Annotated in this window: 19 protein-coding genes; 9 read left to right on the forward strand and 10 right to left on the reverse strand. The window is 72.2% G+C overall.

Annotation, left to right across the window (positions count from 1 at the left end; genetic code table 11):
* Window positions 1-21 precede the first annotated feature (21 nt).
* Both DVK44_RS19285 and DVK44_RS19290 read right to left on the reverse strand, forming a co-directional pair.
* The gene (locus DVK44_RS19285) at window positions 22-303 is read right to left on the reverse strand and encodes a DUF397 domain-containing protein (protein WP_114660770.1); all 282 of its coding nucleotides are present in this window, start codon (window positions 301-303) and stop codon (window positions 22-24) included.
* Window positions 287-1,129 carry a helix-turn-helix domain-containing protein gene (locus tag DVK44_RS19290; protein ID WP_114660771.1) on the reverse strand — a complete coding sequence of 281 codons (843 nt, stop codon included), beginning with the start codon at window positions 1,127-1,129 and terminating at the stop codon, window positions 287-289. Before DVK44_RS19290 ends, DVK44_RS19285 begins: the two co-directional genes overlap by 17 nt.
* 171 nt (window positions 1,130-1,300) lie before the next feature.
* Between DVK44_RS19290 and DVK44_RS19295 the strand changes: the two genes are divergently transcribed.
* The 4 genes from DVK44_RS19295 (at window position 1,301) to DVK44_RS19310 (ending at window position 4,558) form a co-directional block, all read left to right on the forward strand.
* Entirely contained in the window at window positions 1,301-1,687 is a 387-nt protein-coding gene (locus DVK44_RS19295) for an amidase (protein ID WP_228447258.1), read from the forward strand.
* Window positions 1,688-1,781: 94 nt separating this feature from the next.
* A complete protein-coding gene (locus DVK44_RS19300) occupies window positions 1,782-2,924 on the forward strand; it encodes a hypothetical protein (RefSeq protein WP_114660773.1) in 1,143 nt (380 codons plus the stop codon).
* A 27-nt stretch (window positions 2,925-2,951) separates the two neighbouring features.
* Window positions 2,952-3,452, forward strand: coding sequence for a GNAT family N-acetyltransferase (locus DVK44_RS19305; RefSeq protein ID WP_114660774.1), 501 nt, complete (start codon window positions 2,952-2,954; stop codon window positions 3,450-3,452).
* Window positions 3,453-3,586: 134 nt separating this feature from the next.
* Window positions 3,587-4,558: a MerR family transcriptional regulator gene (locus DVK44_RS19310; RefSeq protein ID WP_114660775.1), complete on the forward strand. Its 972-nt coding sequence runs from the start codon at window positions 3,587-3,589 to the stop codon at window positions 4,556-4,558.
* Between the two features lie 12 nt (window positions 4,559-4,570).
* Here the strand turns inward: DVK44_RS19310 and DVK44_RS19315 are convergent, their stop codons facing one another.
* From DVK44_RS19315 to DVK44_RS19325, 3 genes are all read right to left on the reverse strand, one after another.
* On the reverse strand, window positions 4,571-6,166 hold the full coding sequence (locus DVK44_RS19315; protein WP_114660776.1) for a PTS transporter subunit EIIC: 1,596 nt from the start codon (window positions 6,164-6,166) through the stop codon (window positions 4,571-4,573).
* Window positions 6,167-6,179: 13 nt separating this feature from the next.
* The gene (gene murQ / locus DVK44_RS19320) at window positions 6,180-7,139 is read right to left on the reverse strand and encodes an N-acetylmuramic acid 6-phosphate etherase (RefSeq protein WP_114660777.1); all 960 of its coding nucleotides are present in this window, start codon (window positions 7,137-7,139) and stop codon (window positions 6,180-6,182) included.
* A 116-nt stretch (window positions 7,140-7,255) separates the two neighbouring features.
* Window positions 7,256-8,278 (reverse strand): MurR/RpiR family transcriptional regulator, encoded by a 1,023-nt coding sequence (locus DVK44_RS19325; RefSeq protein WP_228447259.1) that lies wholly within the window; start codon window positions 8,276-8,278, stop codon window positions 7,256-7,258.
* Between the two features lie 78 nt (window positions 8,279-8,356).
* Between DVK44_RS19325 and DVK44_RS19335 the strand changes: the two genes are divergently transcribed.
* A complete protein-coding gene (locus tag DVK44_RS19335; protein WP_114660778.1) occupies window positions 8,357-8,830 on the forward strand; it encodes a hypothetical protein in 474 nt (157 codons plus the stop codon).
* On the forward strand, window positions 8,827-9,096 hold the full coding sequence (locus DVK44_RS19340; protein WP_114660779.1) for a DUF4031 domain-containing protein: 270 nt from the start codon (window positions 8,827-8,829) through the stop codon (window positions 9,094-9,096). The genes DVK44_RS19335 and DVK44_RS19340 overlap by 4 nt, the downstream gene beginning before the upstream one ends.
* A gap of 63 nt (window positions 9,097-9,159) precedes the next feature.
* Here the strand turns inward: DVK44_RS19340 and DVK44_RS19345 are convergent, their stop codons facing one another.
* The 3 genes from DVK44_RS19345 to DVK44_RS19360 all read right to left on the reverse strand — a co-directional run bounded on the left by DVK44_RS19345 (window position 9,160) and on the right by DVK44_RS19360 (window position 13,757).
* Window positions 9,160-10,398, reverse strand: a complete 1,239-nt coding sequence (locus tag DVK44_RS19345) for a Cmx/CmrA family chloramphenicol efflux MFS transporter (protein WP_114660780.1) — start codon at window positions 10,396-10,398, stop codon at window positions 9,160-9,162.
* 198 nt (window positions 10,399-10,596) lie between these two features.
* Complete coding sequence (locus DVK44_RS19355; RefSeq protein ID WP_114660781.1) at window positions 10,597-11,247, reverse strand: HD domain-containing protein; 651 nt, start codon at window positions 11,245-11,247, stop codon at window positions 10,597-10,599.
* 107 nt (window positions 11,248-11,354) lie between these two features.
* Window positions 11,355-13,757, reverse strand: coding sequence for a heavy metal translocating P-type ATPase (locus tag DVK44_RS19360; RefSeq protein WP_114660782.1), 2,403 nt, complete (start codon window positions 13,755-13,757; stop codon window positions 11,355-11,357).
* A gap of 238 nt (window positions 13,758-13,995) precedes the next feature.
* Here DVK44_RS19360 and DVK44_RS19365 point away from each other — a divergent pair, with 238 nt between their 5' ends.
* Entirely contained in the window at window positions 13,996-14,715 is a 720-nt protein-coding gene (locus tag DVK44_RS19365; protein ID WP_114660783.1) for a copper homeostasis protein CutC, read from the forward strand.
* A 487-nt stretch (window positions 14,716-15,202) separates the two neighbouring features.
* Here DVK44_RS19365 and DVK44_RS19370 read toward each other — a convergent pair whose 3' ends face one another.
* Window positions 15,203-17,353 carry a HelD family protein gene (locus DVK44_RS19370; protein ID WP_114665278.1) on the reverse strand — a complete coding sequence of 717 codons (2,151 nt, stop codon included), beginning with the start codon at window positions 17,351-17,353 and terminating at the stop codon, window positions 15,203-15,205.
* 421 nt (window positions 17,354-17,774) lie between these two features.
* Between DVK44_RS19370 and DVK44_RS36780 the strand changes: the two genes are divergently transcribed.
* Both DVK44_RS36780 and DVK44_RS19380 read left to right on the forward strand, forming a co-directional pair.
* A complete protein-coding gene (locus DVK44_RS36780; RefSeq protein ID WP_181957489.1) occupies window positions 17,775-17,948 on the forward strand; it encodes a hypothetical protein in 174 nt (57 codons plus the stop codon).
* 164 nt (window positions 17,949-18,112) lie between these two features.
* A complete protein-coding gene (locus tag DVK44_RS19380) occupies window positions 18,113-19,492 on the forward strand; it encodes a glycosyltransferase 87 family protein (RefSeq protein ID WP_228447260.1) in 1,380 nt (459 codons plus the stop codon).
* On the opposite strand, the gene DVK44_RS19385 is transcribed toward DVK44_RS19380, so the two are convergent.
* A complete protein-coding gene (locus DVK44_RS19385; RefSeq protein WP_114660784.1) occupies window positions 19,439-19,720 on the reverse strand; it encodes a type II toxin-antitoxin system RelE family toxin in 282 nt (93 codons plus the stop codon). The genes DVK44_RS19380 and DVK44_RS19385 overlap by 54 nt on opposite strands.
* Window positions 19,721-19,746: the final 26 nt, after the last annotated feature.

Consider the following 19,746-nt stretch of genomic DNA (forward strand, 5'->3'; position numbering starts at 1 on the left):
CGGTTCGGGTTCCGGTTGCGCCTACGCCTTGACGTTGTTGACGAACGTTGCCCATGCCCCGGCCTGGAAGACGAGGGCCGGGGCGGTTGGGGTCTTGGAGTCGCGTACGGGGACGATGCCGGTGAGGCCGGTGGCGACGGCTAGGCAGTTGCCGCCGTCCCCGCCGCTGTACGAGGACTTACGCCAGGTGGCGGCACCGGGGAAGTCTCTGGCGGTTTCGAGGCAGTTGCCGCCGCTGGCGCCGCTGTACGTGGACCTGTGCCACGTTGCTGCGGTCAGGTCGTAGTCATGAATGCTGCTCATCATGGGTGTAATCCTCTGCCGCTGATTCAAGCAGGGCCAAGGACTTTTCCGGTGACAGTGCGCTGGCCCCGACCAGATGGTAGGCCAGTTCGTATCGTGTTACTGATGCCGGATCGTCCAGCAGTTGGCCCGAGCCGAAGCTTTCGAGATAGACGAGTGGTGCCGCGTCGGAGAACTCCATCAGCTTGAGGGATCCCTCAAGTGCTGGGTGCCCGCCCGCGTCAAAAGGCAGTACTTGCAGGATGATCCTGCGTCGTCGCATCAGCGCCGCGATATGTCGCAGCGCCTCGGCCATCACCGCAGGTCCGCCGACCGGGCGGCGCAATACGGCTTCGTCAAGCACTGTCCAAACAACTGGTTCTGTCGGGTCCTTGAGTAGATTCGCACGCTCCAGTCGCGCCGACACCAACTCGCCGATTCTCTCGTCCGACGTCGTCGGAAGACCGGAGACGAACACCGCCCGCGCGTACCCCTCCGTCTGAAGCAACCCAGGGATCAGAGACTGTGCGTACTCCTTGATCACCGTCGCGATCGCCTCCGCCTCCGCCGCCTCGGCGAAGTGGTCCGGGTACTTCGACTTCTTCAGCGCTTCGCAGTTGCGTGCGAAGAACCCGTTCGTCTTGAACGTCTCGTCGAAGTACGTCGCGTACTCCGTCTGCATCCGGCGCGTACCGGACTCCAGCTGTCCGATGAACGACGCGCTGACGAAGAGTGGCCGTCCCAACTCCCCCTGGGACAGCGCCGCCTGTACGCGCTGATGTCGGAGTTCGGCGCCGAGCATGGCGCGCGGAGAGGCTGAGGGATCGAGCGGTTTGGGTGCGGACATGGCTGACTCCCTGTTCATCACCTGTCGGTGTTGGGACGAACTGTCTGTTCAGGCTAGCCATATTTCGCCACGCTGTGTGGGTCGAATTCATACGCAGAGTGCGGGAGTGGGCTTATGGCAACGCAGGACGCAAGAGGATGTGAAGTCGCGGCCGATGAGGCGGCAGAAGAGGTGAACAGTTACCGGTTCAACCTCCTGCACTGCCTTGCCGAAGGGCTGCCGGATCTCCACGACCCCCGTTACGACGTCCTGAAGTCCGCTCCGCCGGGCGGGTGTTCGGCCGGGCGGTACGGGGACTACTTCTGCCTCCGGTGCGAGCGGCCGGGCGTGAATCTGCTCGACGCGGTCGCGCCGGTGTGCGCCGAGGTCAGGGGCGCGTCAGGGGTGCTGATGACGGATCTCGGGGTCGAGGGGCTCTGGGAGTGGACGGCTGACGGGCCGGACGGGCACGGTGCCACGATCGTCGCGCAGTTGCTGCTGATGGCCGCCGAGCGGGGGTCGCTGATCGGGTACGGGGTGGAGGATCTGGTGCGGTTCCTCCGTACGGCGGCGGGCTGAGCGGAAGGTGGATGGCAGCCCCCTGCGGCGAAACTCTGTGGACCGGTCGTCTGTGCGCTGCGATGATGCCTCTGTTTCCCAGGTGGAGGGGCATTTGTTCGTTTTTGTATGTACGGGGTGCGGTGCCGAGCTGACCGCTCCGCTGGCCCCGGTCGCCCTGCCGGTCCATGCCCACCAGAAGTACGGGAACGGCATTCAGCTCCCCGTACTCATGGAACCGGGCACGTTCGCCGTGGAACCGGAGCCCTGGGGGCCGCCGTGGCGGAGGTGGCAGGAGATCCGTCCGGAGGAGGCGGCCGAGCGGGGTGTCTACGGCCCGGTTGAGGTCCTGTCCGACGGTACGCCGGGCGCGGTCGTCATCGCGCCCGGCGATGTGCGCGGCACCGTACTGCTCCCGGACGCACGCGGCGGCGGCTACTGCTGCGGCCTCGACGGGGCCGACGGGCCCAACATGGCCTGTGAGGCGTGCGGGTTGGCCGTGGCGAGTCGGGTTGACGACTGCTCGCTCTGGCAGGCGGTGTGGCTCGATCCGGACGCCGTACGCCGCCGGGCCGTCGACGGTGCTGGTGCCGGCACCGATGCCGCGCCGCTCTCCTGGGCGGAGTTGATGGAGGCGCGGGAGGGAAAGCGCACACCCCCGTTCGAGCCGATCACCACATGGGCGGCGCGGCCGGGTCAGCGGCGCTGGTGGGCCTGGAGCCCGCAGTGGGAGGCCGCGGCGGGCCGGGCGCTCGCCCATATGCTGGCGGCCTCGGAGGGCCGGGCCGTACGGGTCCCGGAGGGTGGCCTGACCGCGCAAGTGTTCCAACGCGCCCTCGATGCCCTCCTGCCGGCCGGTCCACCGGTCCGGCGCGTCCTCCTGGCCGGACCGGGGCTGCCCGCCCGCGACGCCGTCCCTGGCGCGGATGCCGGCATCCTCCTCGTACCGGACCATCCCCAGACGGGGGAGATCTGGACCCCGGCCGGGGGCGTTGGCGCGACGCATTCGGTGCCGCTGCCGTTCGGGGTGTGGCTGGGGCTGGCCTTTCCCGAGACGCACCTGCCCGTTCCCGCGTCGGGCGTCATGCCGGGCGGTGTCCTGCGCGACGATCCGCCCGCGCCGCGCCCCCGCTATCCGTTCCGAGCCGATCCGGGAACGTTCCGGCACACCCTCGCCCGGCTGCCGGCCGCCCGCAGCCCATGGCTGCGCGAGATCCTCGGCAACATCACGCCGTACATGCAGGCCGGCCTCTTCTAGGCCAGGCGTTGGTGTGATGCTGGCTCCGTGACGGATCAACGCGAGGTTGTCATCGTTCGCTGGCCAGGTCAGAGCCCTTCCGCGGCTGCTGGGCCGGCCGCGTTGCTGGCGAGCTACCACCTGCGGACGGAGGCCGAGAAGGGCGCGGCCGTCGCCGATGTGGACGGGTTGCCGGACCGCTACCGGGCGGAAATCCTGGACCCGGGGACCGCGTTCGCGGACGCTGTCGTGCTGGTGGCACTCAGCGGGGACACCGCCGTGGGCTGCCTGGTGGTGACTGCCCCGGTTGGTGGGCGGTCCGAGGTCAAGAGGCTCTGGACAGACCCGGCTTTCAGGGGCCGGGGCATCGCGTCCGGCCTGGTCGGCGCCGCACTCGCGCATGCCGCGGAGATTGGCGTCAGCACCGTACGGCTGTCGGTGTGGAAGTGGCGGGCGGGCGCCATCGCCCTGTACGAGCGGCTCGGCTTCACCGTCGTTCCGTCGTGGGACGCGCGGGATCAACTGGTCTGCATGGAACGCGCCGTGTGAGGTGAGTGGTCACAGCCACTCGCGGGCGGAGCCGTGCGTATGGGGTTGCACCTTCCGTAGCGGCATGTGGTCCGGTGGACTCACGTCCCGGTCCGGATCCTGATCCCGATCCCTTGAAGAATGGTCCCTGCCCCATGCATTCGTCATTCATTTCACCCCGCCAGGTCAAGATCGGTGACGCGGCGGCCTTCACCGGCACCACACCACGGGCGATTCGCCACTACCACGAGATCGGCCTGCTCCCCGAGCCTGAGCGCGGCGGCGACAACCGCCGCCGCTACGGGTACGAGGACATGATCCGCCTGCTGTGGATCCGCAAGATGGCCGACGCCGGGATCGCCCTGGACGACATGCGTGCCGCCTTCACCACCGGCCCGGCTTCCGCCAGTACGGCTTCCGCTGCTGCGGACACCGGAGATGGCGGAGAAGGTATCGCGGGCATCCTGGAGCGGCTGGAGGAAACCCTCGCCGAGCAGGAGGCGGAACTGCGGCGGCAACGGACCGCCGTGCAGCGGATGCGCACCGAAGGCAGCCGGATGGGGCTGCTCTCCGACTTCGTCACCGAACGCCTCAAGAACCTGCCCGAGGGCTCCCTGCGCCAGGCGGACCTGGACACCCTGCTGGTCACTGAGCGGATCTTCGGCCCGCTCGGCGCGGCCTTCCAGGCCACCCGCTTCATCGTCCTGGCCACGCATCCCGCGCTGCGGGAGGAATCCGACCGTATCGATGCGGCCGAGGAGGCACTCGACGACAGCGTCGCCGTCGATGATCCACGGGTGGAGCACATAGCCGCCGAGCGGCACGCCTTCGAGAACACCCTCAATGCCGTGGCCGAGGAGTCCGGCCTGGACAAGGACGAGGATGACCTCTTCGCGGTCTGGGAGACCCTGCACCCCGCTCCCGCCGAAGACGGCGAGGACGCGGCCGGCCTCGGCCCCGGCAGGCGGGAGCCCGGCTCCATGAGTGCGTACGAAGCCATCGGCAAGATGCCCTACGACCTTTCCCCGGCCCGACTGCGCTGTATGGAACGGGCCGTGGAACTGTCCGCCCAAGGCACCCTCGCTACTGAAGACACACCCGCTACTGAAGACACGCCCGCTACCTGAAGCACGGCAGGCTCAGGCACCGGTCGGCTGCGGAGCCGGGGCCGGTTCGTGTGGGGCCGCGCCCGTGTTGGTCGTGATCGGGGTCGCGGTCTGCGGCTGGGGCTCGGGCTGGGGTGTGTTGAGTTCCTGGAGCATCGTTCTCGTGAAGCCGAAGCAGTACGTGGCGATGAAGCCCGCCACATACCCCGCCAGCAGCCCGCCCGCGTAGACGGCGATCAGCTCGCCCAGTCCCCTGTTGCCCGACAGGAGGGGGAAGAGGGCCCAGCCGGAGGGGCCGATCGCCGTGGAACCCACGGACGGGCCGAGTTGGTTGAAGAGGCCGACGAAGCCGCCACCGAAGGCGCCGCCCACGCACGCGGTGATGAAGGGGCGGCCCAGGGGGAGGGAGACGCCGTAGATGAGGGGCTCGCCGACGCCCAGGAGGCCGGCCGGGAGGGCGGAGCGGATGGTGCGGCGGATGGAGGTGTTGCGCGGGAGGCGGAGGTAGACGGCCACCGCCGCGCCGACCTGGCCCGCGCCCGCCATGGCGAGGATGGGGAGCAGGACCGTGTAGCCCTGCTGCTCGATGAGGGTGGTGTGGATCGGGATGAGCGCCTGGTGCAGGCCCAGCATCACCAGCGGCAGGAACAGCCCGCCCAGCACGAACCCGGCGCCCGAACCCCCGTGGGAGAGCAGCCAGGTGGCGAAGGTGCCGATGGCGGTGGAGACCTCGCCGGCCACGTACATCAGACCGAAGAGCGTTACCAGGCCCGACACCAGCACCGTCAGGGTCGGGGTGACCAGGACGTCGAGCGCCTCCGGGATCCTTCTGCGGCACCACTTCTCCACCCGCACCGCGAGCAGCGCCGCGCCCAGCGCCCCGAGCACACCGCCCTGGCCCGGGGAGAGCCGCTGGCCGAACGCGTCGACGTTGGCGACGCCCGGGAAGACGATGATCGCGGCGACCGCACCGCCCAGGACGGGCGTTCCGCCGAACTCCTTCGCCGTGTTGTAGCCGACGAAGACGGCCAGCAGCGACATGAAGCCGGACGCGAGCGCGGTCAGCGCCGGGACGATCGCCGGCAGCCAGTGCAGGTTCGTCAGCAGGCCGTTCAGACCGGCGATGATGCCGCAGCCGATGAGGGCCGGGATCAGCGGGACGAAGATATTGGCGATCCGGCGCAGGAAGAGCTTCACGGGCGTGGCGTTCTTCGTCTTACGGGCCGCCCTGATCGCCTCGCCCCGCGCGGCCAGCTCCTCGGCCGTCGCTCCCGGCACAGGCGCTCCGGGGGTCGTCGCTCCAGGCACAGGCGCTCCTGGCATCGGGGCTCCGGGCATCGGGACGGGCGCTTCCGCGACCGGGGCGGGTGCCTCCCGTACCAGCGTCTCGAACTGCTCTGTCACCCTCGACACCGCGCCCGGCCCCAGCACGATCTGGTACGTCTCGTCCTCGACCACCCCCAGGACCGCGGGCAGCGCTCTCAGCTCCTCGTCCCGTACGAGGGCGCGGTCGTGCAGCCCCAGGCGCAGCCGGGTCATGCAGTGGGCGATGGACGCGACGTTCCCGGCGCCTCCCACGAGCGGGAGGATCGCCTCGGCCGTGGCGCGGTTCTTGTCCGTGGTAGCCATGGTGCGCGTTCTTTCAGCTGGTGCGGGAGGCCATCAGCGCGTCGCGCAGATGACCGTCGGAACGGGCGAGGAGCGTGGCGGCGGTGGGGCCGTCGACTCCGCCGAGGATGACGAGGATGGCGTCCTTCACCTCGCCGCGGGTTTCCCGGAGCGCCGACTCGATCTCCTCGTCGGACGCACCGGTGGCGAACGACACGATCCGGCGGGCCCGGGCGCGCAGCTTGTCGTTGGAGGCGCGGACGTCGACCATCAGGTTTCCGTACGTCTTGCCGCGCCGGATCATGGTGATCGTCGAGACCATGTTGAGCACGAGTTTCTGCGCCGTGCCCGCCTTGAGCCGGGTGGAGCCGCTGATCAGCTCGGGGCCGACCACGACCTCGATGCCGTGCTCGGCCGCCGCCGCCAGCGCGCTCCCCGCGTTGCACGACAGCCCGACCGTGAGCGCCCCCAGCCCGCGCGCGTGCTCCACGGCGCCGATCGCGTACGGCGTACGGCCCGAGGCGGAGACGCCGATCACCGTGTCCGCGGCGGTGACGCCGACCGCCGCCAGGTCGGCGACCGCCAGCTCCCTGGAGTCCTCGGCGCCCTCCACCGACGTCACCATGGCACCCGGGCCACCCGCGATCAGGCCGATCACCTCACCCGGGCCGGTGTTGAACGTCGGCGGGCACTCGCTGGCGTCCAGCACCCCGAGCCGTCCCGCCGTACCGGCGCCCGCGTAGATCAGCCGGCCGCCGCGCGCCGCACGCGCGGCGATGGCGTCGATCGCGGCGGCGATCCCGGGCAGCTGCGCGGCGACTGCTGCGGCGACGGTGGCGTCCTCGCCATTCATGATCCGGGCGATCTCCAGCGTGGTCAGCTGATCGATCCCGGCCAGGTCCGGGCGGAACGCCTCGGTGGTGAGCGAGTCGAGCTGCGCGCGGAGTTCGCCGTACGACGAGGTCCGGGCGGTCGGGGAGGACGGAGTGGTCATGAAGGCGCGGCTCTCTCTGCGGGCTGCGGACGGACGACGGGTCGGGGGATCGAGGGCTGCGGTTGGGGTATGCGGGTGCGGGTGCCGTCTGCGGGGGCGGCTGGAGTGCCGTCCGGTCAGCGCGCGCCGCTGCCGGCGCCGCGTGCGCTGTGGCGGTGCGCCAGGGCCTCGTACGAAGCGGAGAGGGCCGGGGCGGCCGTCTCGTACGTACGCTGCGCCACGCCTATGAACAGGCAGTCGACGACCAGGAGTTGACTCGTCCGGCTGGACATGGCCGCCGGGCGCAGATCGCTCTCTCGCGCGGTGGACGTCGTCAGCACATGGTCGGCGTACTGCGACACCGGGCCGTCCGGCCGGCCCGTTATGGCGACGGTCGTCGCTCCGCCGTCGAACGCCACCCGGAGCGGCTCGATGACATCGCCGGTCGAGCCGGAGTGTGTGATCGCGATGGCCACATCGCCCGCGCGGAGCTGGACGGCGTTGGTGACGGCCAGGTGCGGGTCGCTGAAGGCGTGCGCTATCAGCCCGATGCGCAGCAGTTTCTGGGCGAGGTCCATGCCGACGAGCCCGGACGCCCCGACGCCGTAGATGTCGATCCGCCGGGCCGCCGAGGCCGCGGTGACGACCGCGCCCAGCTGGACCGTGTCGAGCCCCGCGGCGGTGTCGGCCAGCGTCTGCTGCTCGTCGTAGGCGAGCTTGGCGACGACATCGGCTATCGGGTCGTCCACGGCGATGTCCGCCGTGACGGCCGGGGAGCGTCCCGACTGCTGCTGGGCCGCCAGTCCGGCGAGCGCGAGGCGCAGATCGCGGTAGCCCGGGTAGCCGAGGAGCCGGGCGGTGCGGACCACGGTCGCCTCGCTCGTGCCGGTCAGCGACGCCAGCCCGGTGACGGTGAGCGCGGAACATCCCGCCGGGTCCCCGGCGACGGCCTCGGCGACGAGCTGCATGGAACGGGTCATCGTCGGCCCGAGGGTCCGCACCTTGGCGGCCAGGGCGGCGGGCGCGGGCGGCGCGGGCGGCGCGGGCGGTGCGAGTGGCGTCGGCGGCGAGCCCGCGGAGGGTGCCTCGGGCGGCGCGGGGCCGGTGGACGCGGCGGGTGCCGCACCGCCGCTGGAACTTTCCTTCACGATCTGCGTCATACCTGAAAGATATTTTCGAAATTCCCCGCCGGTCAACCCTCAGATCTCCCTGTCATGGATATCCCTGACAATGGCTGAATGGATGACTCCCCCACCCATGGCCCCTCACTGGAACCGGCCCTGCACGCCGCCCGCGCCCTGGTGCTGGCTGATCTGGCCGCGGGCGATGTCGCGCGCGCCGACGTCGTCTCGCTCGTAGAGGACTCGGTGTCGCATCGCCGCTGGTGGGTCGAGCAGTGGCCCGAGGGCGTCGCGTACGTGACCGGGCTCATCGCCCAGGACGTACAGGACGCCCTGCTGGAGCGGTACGGACGCTGGCCGCTCTGCCCGCTCTGCGACGGGGTGCCTGACGTCAGAAGCGCAAGGGACGTGACGGACGATGCGGATGATGCGGACGGCGAAGAAGGCGGTCCGCACGCGCTGGAAGTGGAGCCCGAACTAGGGGAAGACCCGCACTGGATCTGCGGGAAGAAGGGCGTTGTCGTCGCCCCGGTCGGCTCCCTCGCCCCGCAGAAGCCCGCGGGCGGACCCGGCGGTACGGGGCTGCTGTGACCCTCTACATCGACCCGCCGACCTGGCCCGGCCACGGCCGCCTCTGGTCCCACCTGGTCAGCGACGTGTCGTTCGACGAACTGCACACCTTCGCCGCCGCCATCGACTGCCCGGCCCGCGCGTTCGAACGGGACCACTACGACGTACCGTCCGACCACTACGGGATCGCGGTCCGGGCCGGCGCGGTCGAGATCGGCTCCAAGGAACTGGTCCGCCGCCTCACCGCGGCCGGGCTGCGCCGGCCCAAGGGCCGCCCGGCCGCGTAACAACACGCGCTCGGCCCGGCCACGTAACAACCGGCGCTCCGCCCGGCCGCGTAACGCCGTCGCTCAGGAGGCGCACTCCGCCTTGGCCGGCCCGGTCACCTCGGCCGCCGCCGTCGCGGGGCGCGCGGACGAGCCCGCGATCACGCGGCTCGACGCGCCGCCGCGGTGCAGCCGCAGCGCCCACAGCGTCATCGCGACCGCGACGACCATGATGGCCCCGCCCGCCCAGGCCGGGGAGGCGTAGCCGAAGTCCGCGTCGATGACCGTACCGCCGAGCCAGGGGCCGCCCGTGTTGCCCAGGTTGAACGCGGCGGTGGCGGTGGCGCCCGCAAGGGTCGGGGCGGCAGCGGCGATGTTGAAGAGACGGGCGTTGAGCGCGGGCGCCGTGTAGAAGCACGAGACGCCCAGCAGGAACGTCAGCACGATCACCGGGACCGGGTGCGAGGCCGTCAGGGCCAGCAGGGCGAGCAGCACCGCCGACACCGTGATGCCGCTGATCAGGACGCCGAAGAGGTGCGCGTCCGCGTACCGGCCGCCCAGCGCCGTACCCACCAGCGCGCCGATGCCGAACAGCGCCAGCACCGTCGGCACCCAGCCGCTGTCCAGCCCGGCCACATCCGTGAGCAGCGGGGCGAGATACGAGAACGCGCAGAAGACGCCGCCCGCGGCGAGCGCGGTGATCACCACGGCCAGCCAGACCTGACGGTCGCGGTAGATGACCAGCTCGCGCTTGAGCCGGGGCTTCTCGGCCGGTACGGGGAGCGGCGGAATCAGTGTGACGACCCCGACCAGCGCGACGGCCGACGCGGCGCCCACCGCCCAGAACGCCGAGCGCCAGCCCAGGCTCTCACCGAGGAACGCGCCTGCCGGAACGCCCAGCACGTTCGCGATCGACAGGCCGCCGATCATGACGGCCATGGCACGGGCCCGCTGGTTCAGCGGCACCATCGCGATCGCGACGGCCGCGCCGACCGCCCAGAACCCGGCACACGCGAACGCGCTGATCACCCGGGACGCGAAGAGCACCTCGTACGTCGGCGCGAGCGCCCCGGCGACCTGGCCGAGGCCGAAGACCGAGATCAGCGCGATCAGGGTGGTACGGCGCGGCAGGCGCAGCGTCGCCACGGCGAGCAGCGGCGCGCCGACCACCATGCCGATCGCGAAGGCGGATATGAGGAGCCCGGCCGTCGGGATGGACACGTTCATGTCCTCGGCGAGCGGCGGCAGCAGGCCGGAGAGCATGAACTCGCTCGTGCCGAGCGCGAAGACCGACAGCCCCAGGATGTAGACGGCGAGCGGCATACGGCCGCGCGCCGGGGTGCCGGAAGGGGCATCGGTCGAGGTGGGTGCGGGGGCGGGCGTGGGGGTGGGTGCGGACGTCGGAATGTCAGCGGGGACGGAGTCTGGCATGACAGGTGCCAACAGCAGGCTGAGTGATTACATTCCGGCTGCCGCGCTACCGCTCAGTTACTGAGACGGGCGTGGCGCCGAGCCGCTCCGTTACTGGGACGGGCGCGGCCTCGTCAGCGTCCGCAGCTCCGCCGCCAGATTCCCGCGGGCCGGCGCCTCCCACTCCCGTACGCCGTGCGGGGTACGGAACAGCCCCGGCAGCGCGAGCAGTTGGTCCAGGACGGCGGCCCGGCCCGTACGGAAGTCCTCGTCGGGCACGAAGCCGTACTCCTCCCGTACGGCCGCCGCGTAGGCGGCGTACGCGGCGGGCGGCGAGGCGAGGACGGCCAGGTCGGCATCGCACAGGACCGCGCCGTTGCGGTCGTCGGGGGCCGCGTCGTGGGTGGCGGTGAGCCGGACGAGCCGGGCGACCTCCGCGATGTCCTCGGGCCCGAGCCCGGCCTCGCGCAGGGCGACTTCGGCGAGATGCGCGGACCGCTCCTCGTTCTCCGAGCGCTCGGGCCGGTAGACCGCGTCGTGGAACCAGGCGGCGAGCCGGACGAGATCCGCGTCGTCCGCGTACGCGGCCAGGGTGTCGATGTGGTCCAGGACGGCGGTCAGATGGGCCGTCGTGTGATACCGGCGCTGCGGCTCGGCCCACCGGGCCAGCAGGTTGTCGGCGTACGGGGCCGGGTCGGGGCCACCGGCCGGTCCGCGCAGGGAGCGGAGGGGCGCGCTGAAGCGGCTGCGGAGATCGTGCATGGGACGACCATAGAGCCGGGGCCCGGAGGGGGCGGCCTCCGGGCCCCGGTGCGCGCGGGTCGCCCTGCGCGCGGGCGGCGCGCCCGCGCGCATACCGTCTCGAGCGCTCACACCGCCTTGAAGCCGCGCAGCCGCTGGCTGTTCCCGACCACGAAGACCGACGAGAACGCCATCGCCGCGCCCGCGATCATCGGGTTGAGCAGCCCGGCCGCCGCCAGCGGGATCGCGGCGACGTTGTACGCGAAGGCCCAGAACAGGTTTCCCCGGATCGTGCCCAGCGTCCGGCGCGCCAGCCGGATCGCGTCGGCGGCGGTGCGCAGGTCGCCCCGTACGAGCGTGAGGTCGCCAGCCTCTATCGCGGCGTCCGTGCCCGTGCCCATGGCCAGGCCCAGATCGGCCTGGGCCAGGGCGGCGGCGTCGTTCACCCCGTCGCCGACCATGGCCACCGAGCGGCCCTCCGCCTGGAGCTTTTTGACGACCTCGACCTTGTCCTCGGGCATGACCTCCGCGATGACGTCCGACGCGTCGATACCGACCTCGGCGGCCACGGCCGCGGCGACCGCCTTGTTGTCGCCGGTGAGGAGGATCGGGGTCAGGCCGAGGGCGCGCAGCCGCCCGACCGCCTCGGCGCTGGTCTCCTTGACCGCGTCGGCGACTTCGAGAACGGCGCGCGCCTCGCCGTCCCACGCCACGGCGATGACCGTACGGCCCGCCGCCTCGGCGTCGGTACGCGCCCGGTCCAGCCCGGCGGGGAGGCCGATACCCCGGTCCGCGAGGAGCTTCGGGCGGCCGACGAGGACGGCGTGTCCTTCCACGGTGCCCTGGACGCCGAGGCCGGGGACGTTGGCGAAGTCCACGGGGGTCGGCAGCGCGCCGACGCGCTCGGCCGCGCCCTCGGCGACGGCGCGGGCGATGGGGTGCTCGGAGGCGTGCTCCAGCGCGCCCGCGAGCCGCAGCACCTGGGTCTCGGCCGCGTCGGCGCCTGATGTGTCGCCGCCGCTGTCGCCGCTCCTGTCGCTGCCCCTGGCGCCGTCCGCCGCCGCCGTGTGCGTCGCCAGGAGGGTCATCCGGCCCGTCGTGACCGTCCCCGTCTTGTCCAGCACGATCGTGTCCACCTTGCGCGTGGACTCCAGCACCTCCGGCCCCTTGATGAGGATGCCGAGCTGCGCGCCCCGTCCCGTACCCACCATCAGGGCGGTCGGGGTGGCCAGGCCCAGGGCACACGGGCAGGCGATGATCAGTACGGCGACGGCGGCCGTGAACGCGGCGGTCAGCCCCGCGCCGGTGGCCAGCCAGACGCCGAGCGTGCCGAGCGCGAGAACCATGACCACCGGCACGAAGACGGCGGAGATCCGGTCGGCGAGACGCTGGACGGCGGCCTTGCCGTTCTGGGCGTCCTCCACCATGCGCGCCATCCGGGCGAGCTGGGTGTCGGCGCCGATCCGGGTCGCCCTGACGACCAGCCGGCCGCCCGCGTTGAGCGTGGCGCCGGTGACCGGGTCGCCGGCGGAGACCTCGACCGGGACGGACTCGCCGGTCAGCATCGAGGCGTCGACGGCCGAGGAGCCCTCGACGACGACGCCGTCCGTGGCGATCTTCTCGCCGGGCCGGACCAGGAAGACATCGCCGGCCTGGAGGTCCGCCGTGGGGACGCGCAGCTCGCGGCCCTCCCGTATGACGGTGACCTCCTTGGCGCCCAGCTCCAGCAGCGCGCGCAGGGCGGCACCGGCCTTGCGCTTGGCGCGGATCTCGAAGTAGCGGCCCGCCAGGATGAAGGCGGTCACGCCTGCGGCGGCTTCGAGATAGATGTTCCCGGAGGCGCCGCCCCGGCTGATGGTCAGCTCGAAGGGGTGGCGCATGCCGTGCATGCCGGCCGTACCGAAGAAGAGCGCCCACAGCGACCAGAGGAACGCGGCCCAGGTGCCCACGGAGATGAGCGTGTCCATCGTCGCCGCGCCGTGCCGGGCGTTGGTCCACGCGGCGCGGTGGAAGGGCCAGCCGGCGTAGACGACGACGGGCGCGGCCAGGGTGAGGGAGAGCCACTGCCAGTTGTCGAACTGGAGCGCCGGGACCATGGCCATCGCGATGACGGGGACGGCGAGGATGACGGCGGTGAGGAGTCGCTGCCGGAGGCTGATGAGTTCGGGGTCGTCGGCGTCATCGTCGGTGGCGTCGGGGTGGACGGCTGTGGCGCCTGCCGCGCCTGCGCCGTCCGCGCCGTCCGCGGCCTCCGCGCCGTACGAGGACGGGGTGGACCGGGGTCCGGTGGGGTATCGGGGCGGCGGCTCCTTCGCCGTGTACCCCGTCGCCTCCACGGTGGCGATCAGGTCCCGCACGCTGACGTCCTCGCCGCGATAGGTGACCTTGGCCTTCTCGGTCGCGTAATTGACGGTGGCCTCGACGCCCTCCATGCGGTTGAGCTTCTTCTCGATACGCGCCGCGCAGGAGGCGCAGGTCATGCCGCCGATGGTCAGCTCGACATCGGTACCGGAGGTTTGGGTGGCACTCATCGTCGGACGGCTCCTTCTCATCGACCTGGTCAGTTTACCCCCGAGGGGTATCGTGTGACATCAGGTATACCCCCTAGGGGTACCGGTCGCAAGGGGTGGGGCGGCCGGGCGGGGCCCGAGTGGCTTGCCATTCCTTGGTGACCTCGGCCTTTAGGCTGGGTATTGGACTAGACCTGTACGGAAAACGGATCCGGACGGACCCGGCCGGATCCCCGCCACCCCCTACGGATGAGGCCCCATGAGTGAGCGCGCGGTACTGCTGGAGGTGATCGCCCTCGACGCGGCGGACGCCGTCGCGGCCCGGAACGGAGGCGCCGACCGCCTCGAAATCGTCGCCGACATGGCGGCGGACGGGCTGACCCCGTCCCGCGAGACCTTCGCGCGGATCAGGGCCGCCGTCGACCTGCCCCTAAGGGTGATGCTGCGCCAGACGGACGGATTCGCCGCCGACGGTCCCGACCCCCGGCACGGCGCGGACGCGCTGGTACGGGTGGCGCGGGGGCTGCGGGCGGAGGGCGCGGACGAGTTCGTCTTCGGCTTTCTCGACGCGGACGGGACGCCGGACCTGGTGACGGCCGAGCGCCTCATCGCCGAACTGGACGGCTGCCGCTGGACGTTCCACCGGGCGATCGACCACGCCGCCGACCGCGCCGCGCTGCGCCGGAGCCTCGCGGACCTGCCGGGGCTGGACACGTACCTCACGGCCGGATCGCCCGCCGGCGTCGGCACCGGCCTGCCGACGCTGCTGGCCGAGGCGGCGGCGGGCGCGCGCGGGGAGCCCGGCTACGGGCAGCGGCTGATGGTCGGCGGCGGGCTGCGGCTCGGCCATGTGGCGGCGCTGCGGGCGGCGGGGGTGGACGCGCTGCATGTGGGCGGCGCGGTGCGGGGGGCGGGGGGCTGGGCGGCGGGGGTGGACGCGGGGGCGGTGGGGGTGTGGCGCGCGGCGGTTGACGCGTAGCGCCTGCGGCGGGCTTGTCCCCTCCCCGCCCCTTCCCGAAACCGGGGCAGGCCCCGGACCCCGGGTGGGTTCCTCCCGGCGGGGTGTGGGGTGCGGGGGCTGTTGTCGTGGGTGTCCCACGGTGCGGCTCGGGCCTGGGTGGGGTTGTGGTGCGTGGCGGTTGGCGTGTAGCGCTTGCGGCGGGCTTGTCCCCTCCCCGCCCCTTCCCGAAACCGGGGCGGGCCCCGGACCCCGGGTGGGTTCCTCCCGGCGGGGGCCGGGGGGCCGTCCTCGTGGGCGTCCCACGGTGCGTGGCCGGTCACCGGCGCGGTGGAAACCGGGCCGGGCTCCTACCGGCGCCCGGACCCCGGTGGGTGCCTCCCGGCGGGGTGCGGGGGCCGGGGGCCGCCACCGGCGCTGTGGAAACCGGGCCGGGCCTCAACCGGTGCCTGGGCGTCGCCGGTGCGCCAGCTGGGCACCGGCTTCCGCGCCCCCCGCCGGTAGGCGACTACGCGCCAAGCGCCTTCGGCAGAGGGGCGCTGTGCAGGATGATCAGGCCGGAGACTGCTCGGGTGAGGGCTACGTACAGGCGTCGCAGGCCGGTGCGTTCGTCGGGTTCGCCGTCGACCACGGCCGCCGGTTCGTCAAGGACGACGTAGTCGTACTCCAGGCCCTTGGCCAGTGACGCGGGGACCAGGGTCAGCCGGGCGGTGGCCGTGGTCTCCTCGCCGGGGGACAGATAGGGGAGGCCCGCCGCCGTCAGTGCCTCGGCCAGGTGCGGGATGCGGGCGTCGGCGGCGATCAGGCCGGTGGAGCCCTCGTGGGCGAGGGACTCGACGCAGGCCGCGATCACCGCCGTATCGAGATGCCCGGAACCGGACTCGGGCCCGGCTCCCGGGACCTCGCGGACCGAGAGCGACCCCGGGGACTCCCGTACGGACGCGACCTCCGCCAGCCCCGGCGAGATCACCGGGAGCAGCCGGGACGCGTACGCGATGACCTCGCGGGGTACGCGGAAGCCGGCCGTCAGCTCCTCGATGACCGCGTCGCCCTTGCCCAGGTGGCGCAGGGCCTCCGGCCAGCTGTCCGTCGCCCAGGGGGTGGTGCCCTGCGCGAGGTCGCCGAGGACCGTCGCCGAGCCGGTCGAGCAGCGGCGGCCCACCGCGCGGTACTGCATCGGGGACAGGTCCTGCGCCTCGTCCAGCACCACATGGCCGAGGGAGTGCGTACGGGCCACGAGATCGCTCGCCTCGTCGATGAGCACGGCGTCCGCCGGGGACCACTTCGCGGACTTCACACCGCGCGCGGGCTTGGTCCACAGGATCGTCTTCTGCTCGTCGGCGCTGAGCAGCCCGTCCGCGTGGGCGGCCAGGAACTCCGGGTCGGAGAGGAGCCGGAGCACCAGCTTCGACGGATCCACCGGCGGCCACACCGCCTTGACCACGGCCTTTACGGCGGCGTCTCGCGCCACCGCGTTCTGCACCCGGTCGTCCGGCGCCTCGCCGGCCTCCTCCATCCGTACGAGCACGGCGTGCGCGATCCGCTGGGGCAGGGCCTCGCGGGCCGCGCCGTACCGCATGTCGCGGGCCAGCAACTGCTGGACGATCTCCTCAAGTTCGTACACGGGCACCCGCCACCGCCGCGAGCCGCGTACGACCACGACCGGTTCGGCCGGAAGGGTGACATGCGACCGTACGGCCCGCCGCAGCACCTCCGCCATGCGCGCGTCGCCCTTGATGACGGCGGCGGGCGCGGCGTCCGTGCCGCGCACCTCCACGGCGCCGGCCACCAGGCTGTCCACCGTGGCCTGCTTGACCTGCAACTCTCCCAGCGCGGGCAGCACTTGCTCGATGTAGTGGAGGAAGGACGCGTTCGGGCCGACGACCAATGTGCCGGTACGGGCCAGCCGTTCGCGGTGCGCGTAGAGCAAGTACGCGATGCGGTGCAGGCCGACGGCGGTCTTGCCGGTGCCGGGGCCGCCCTGGACACAGACCGTGCCGCCCAGGTCGCTGCGGACGATCTCGTCCTGCTCGGGCTGGATCGTGGCGACGATGTCGCGCATGGGGCCGACGCGCGGCCGTTCGATCTCGGCCTGGAGGAGCTTGCTGGAACGGACGGCCTCCGCCGGGTCGGAGAGGTGCTCGTCCTCGTACGCGGTGAGGTCGCCGGCGGTGTAGCCGAAGCGCCTGCGCAACGCCACGTCCTGCGGGTTCTGCTTGGACGCGCCGTAGAAGGGCTGGGAGGCGGGGGCGCGCCAGTCGATGACCATGGGGTCGCCGTGGGCGTCGTGGACATGGCGGCGGCCGATGTAGAAGCGGTCACCCTCATCCTTGCCGTCGCCGTCGCCCGCGTCCCTGTCGGCGCTGTCGCTTTCCGGGGCCGCGCCGCCCACACGGTGCAGATAGTCGAGGCGGCCGAAGAAGAGTGGGGTGTGGGCGAGATCGGCGAGCGACTTCACGCGCTCCTCGATCTGCGACTCCAGAACAGCGGCGTTCACCCAGTTCGCCGTGACATCGCGGATGTCGAGGGACTCGGCGTCCTCGCGCATGGCGCGCAGCGCGGAACGGGAGGCGCCGAGATGGGCGCGCTCCTGGGCGAGAAGAGGATCGACGGCGTCCGGTACGGGCACGGGATCGGGCGCGGGATCGGGCGCGGGCATGGCATCCGGTACGGGATCGAGCGTGGCATCCGGTACGGGACCGGTCACGGCGTCGGGATCGGTCGCGGCGTCGGGTACGGGCGTGGGGTCGGGCGCGGGCACGGTGGAGCCTCCGGGGCTGGCTGTACGCACGCCGAGGCGCCCGGGGCCGTCGAGGTCAGGGACGGGGCACGGGTGCGCCGTTCGGCGTTGATCACGTCATGGCGGTGGCCGTCCGGTTTCCGTCCGGACGACGGCGCTCCGCAGAGGGAGGCGGGCAAGGTGGGAGATTGTAGTCACCGGTGGCCGGGCGGGGCGAATGCTTTTCCGCACGCCCTCATCCCCGTAGGGGATGACATGAGCCCGGAGGACTACGCCTCTTCACATGTGATTACCACCTTCGGCCGATGTTGCGCACAGCCCGGAAAGCCATCCTGGATACATGACCACACAGACCTTCGCCCCCGTGTCCGCCGCCCCCGCCAAGGGCCCCGCCGAGTCCCCCGCCCACCCCGTCGGCAACGCGCTGCGCGCTGTCCGGACCTTCCTGGCCACGGCGTTCAGCGTGGCCGTGATGGGGGAGTACAGCGAGGAGGCGGGCATCAAGCGGCGTTGATCCGCCGTCGGCCGTAGTCGGCCGCCGTCAGCCGTAGTCGCCCGTCGCGGGCCGTCGTTGGCTCATTCCTGACTGCCGCGGACCGGCGCTGACCGCCGCTGACCCCTACGGGCCCGGGCGCCCGCCCCTGATCCACTAGGGTCGCGGCCGTGACCTTCCGGACCGTGACTTCTCGCTCACTCACCGCAGTGGGCCTGCTCGCCCTGTCTCTGGCCGCACTCGCCACGCTCTGTGTCGCCCAGCGCATCCCCATGGCCGACGCCCTCATCTACCGGGCCGAGGGCGCGGCCGTCGTCGACGGCACGGATCTCTACGGGCCGACGCCCTACGAGTCGAACCACTACGGGCCCGGCCACTACGGGCTCGCCGGCGCCAACGGCGTCACCGGAGCCGCCACCGGCTGGCAGCTGTCCGCCGGATACCCGCCGTTCGCCGCCCTTCTCTTCGTACCGACCACCTGGCTGCCCGTCGGTGCCCTCAAGGTCGTCCTCGTCATCGGGAACGCCGCGCTGCTGGCGCTGTTCGTCCGGCTGTCCTGGCGCTTCGCCGGACTCCCGGCCGTCAACGCCGCCGTCCCCATCACCCTCGCGGTGGCCGTCGCGCTCTGGCTCGAACCCGTACTCCAGACCGTCCTGTTCGGGCAGATCAGCCTCGCCGTCGGCTGCCTCGTCCTGTGGGACCTGTCCCGGCCCGAGCAGGCGCTCGGCAAGGGTTTCGCCCTAGGGGTCGCGGCCGGTATCACCCTCACCCCGGCCGTCTTCCTCGTCTACCTGCTGGTGACCGGGCGCGTACGGGCCGGGCTGACCGCTCTCGCCGGCCTCATCGGCACCGTACTGCTCGGTCTGCTCGTACTCCCGCACGCCAGCGGGGAGTTCTGGACGCACCACGTCGTGGAGTTCGGCCGGTACGGCGGCCCCGCGGGCCAGGTGTGGACCGCCGGGAACCAGTCGCTGTACGGGCTGCTCGCGCGCGCCCTGCACACCCCCGAGCCGGGCGTCTGGTGGGCGCTGGCCGCCGCGCTCACGGCCGCCGCGGGGCTGTGGACCGCCCGCCGCGCCGCCGTCCGGGCCGGCGCCGAGACCTGGGGCGTGCTGGCCGCCGCGCTGACCGCGCTGCTCGTCGCGCCGGTCGGCTGGTCGCACCACTGGGTCTGGTGCGTCCCGCTGCTGGCGGTCCTGCTCGCCGAACGCCGCTTCGGTACGGCGGCGGTGGCGGGCGTGGTCTGGACGGCGGGCGGCCATCTCGGCGTCGTCCCCCACCAGGCCGGAGCGGAACTCCGGCTCCCCTGGTGGCAGCAGCCGGCCGCCTCGCCGTACGCGCTCGCGGCGCTGGGGCTGCTGGTGTACGTCGCGTGGCGCGCGCATGATTTCCGGCGGGCGCGGGCGCGTCTGCGCGCGCGCCCGTACGTACCGCCGCCGCGGACACACATGCCGACGCCCCGCCGTCACGGTGCGAAATCCACCGTCGGCGGCCCCTTCGACCGGCGTGGGTCAGCCCTCGGGCAGCAGGATGTCGGCGTCGTCGAACACGCGCAGTACGACTAGGAGCAGCCGCCCTCGCGACACCATGTACTCGGCGACGATCTGCGAAGTGAGCCGGATCTCCCGGTCCTGGTCCCCGGCGCCGATCGGTCGTGACAGCGCCGTGTACGGGTCGTGCGCCAGTATGTCGATGGCCTTCTCGAACGAGGCCCGGCGGGTGGGGTCCAGCCGGTCGCGGTCGCGCGCCGCCGACTCCGTGTACAGCACTTCATAAACCTCGTGCGGCGTCATGTGCTCTCCTTGCCACGCCTGCCTCT

The organism is Streptomyces paludis (assembly GCF_003344965.1).
GTDB classification, from domain to species: Bacteria; Actinomycetota; Actinomycetes; order Streptomycetales; family Streptomycetaceae; genus Streptomyces; species Streptomyces paludis.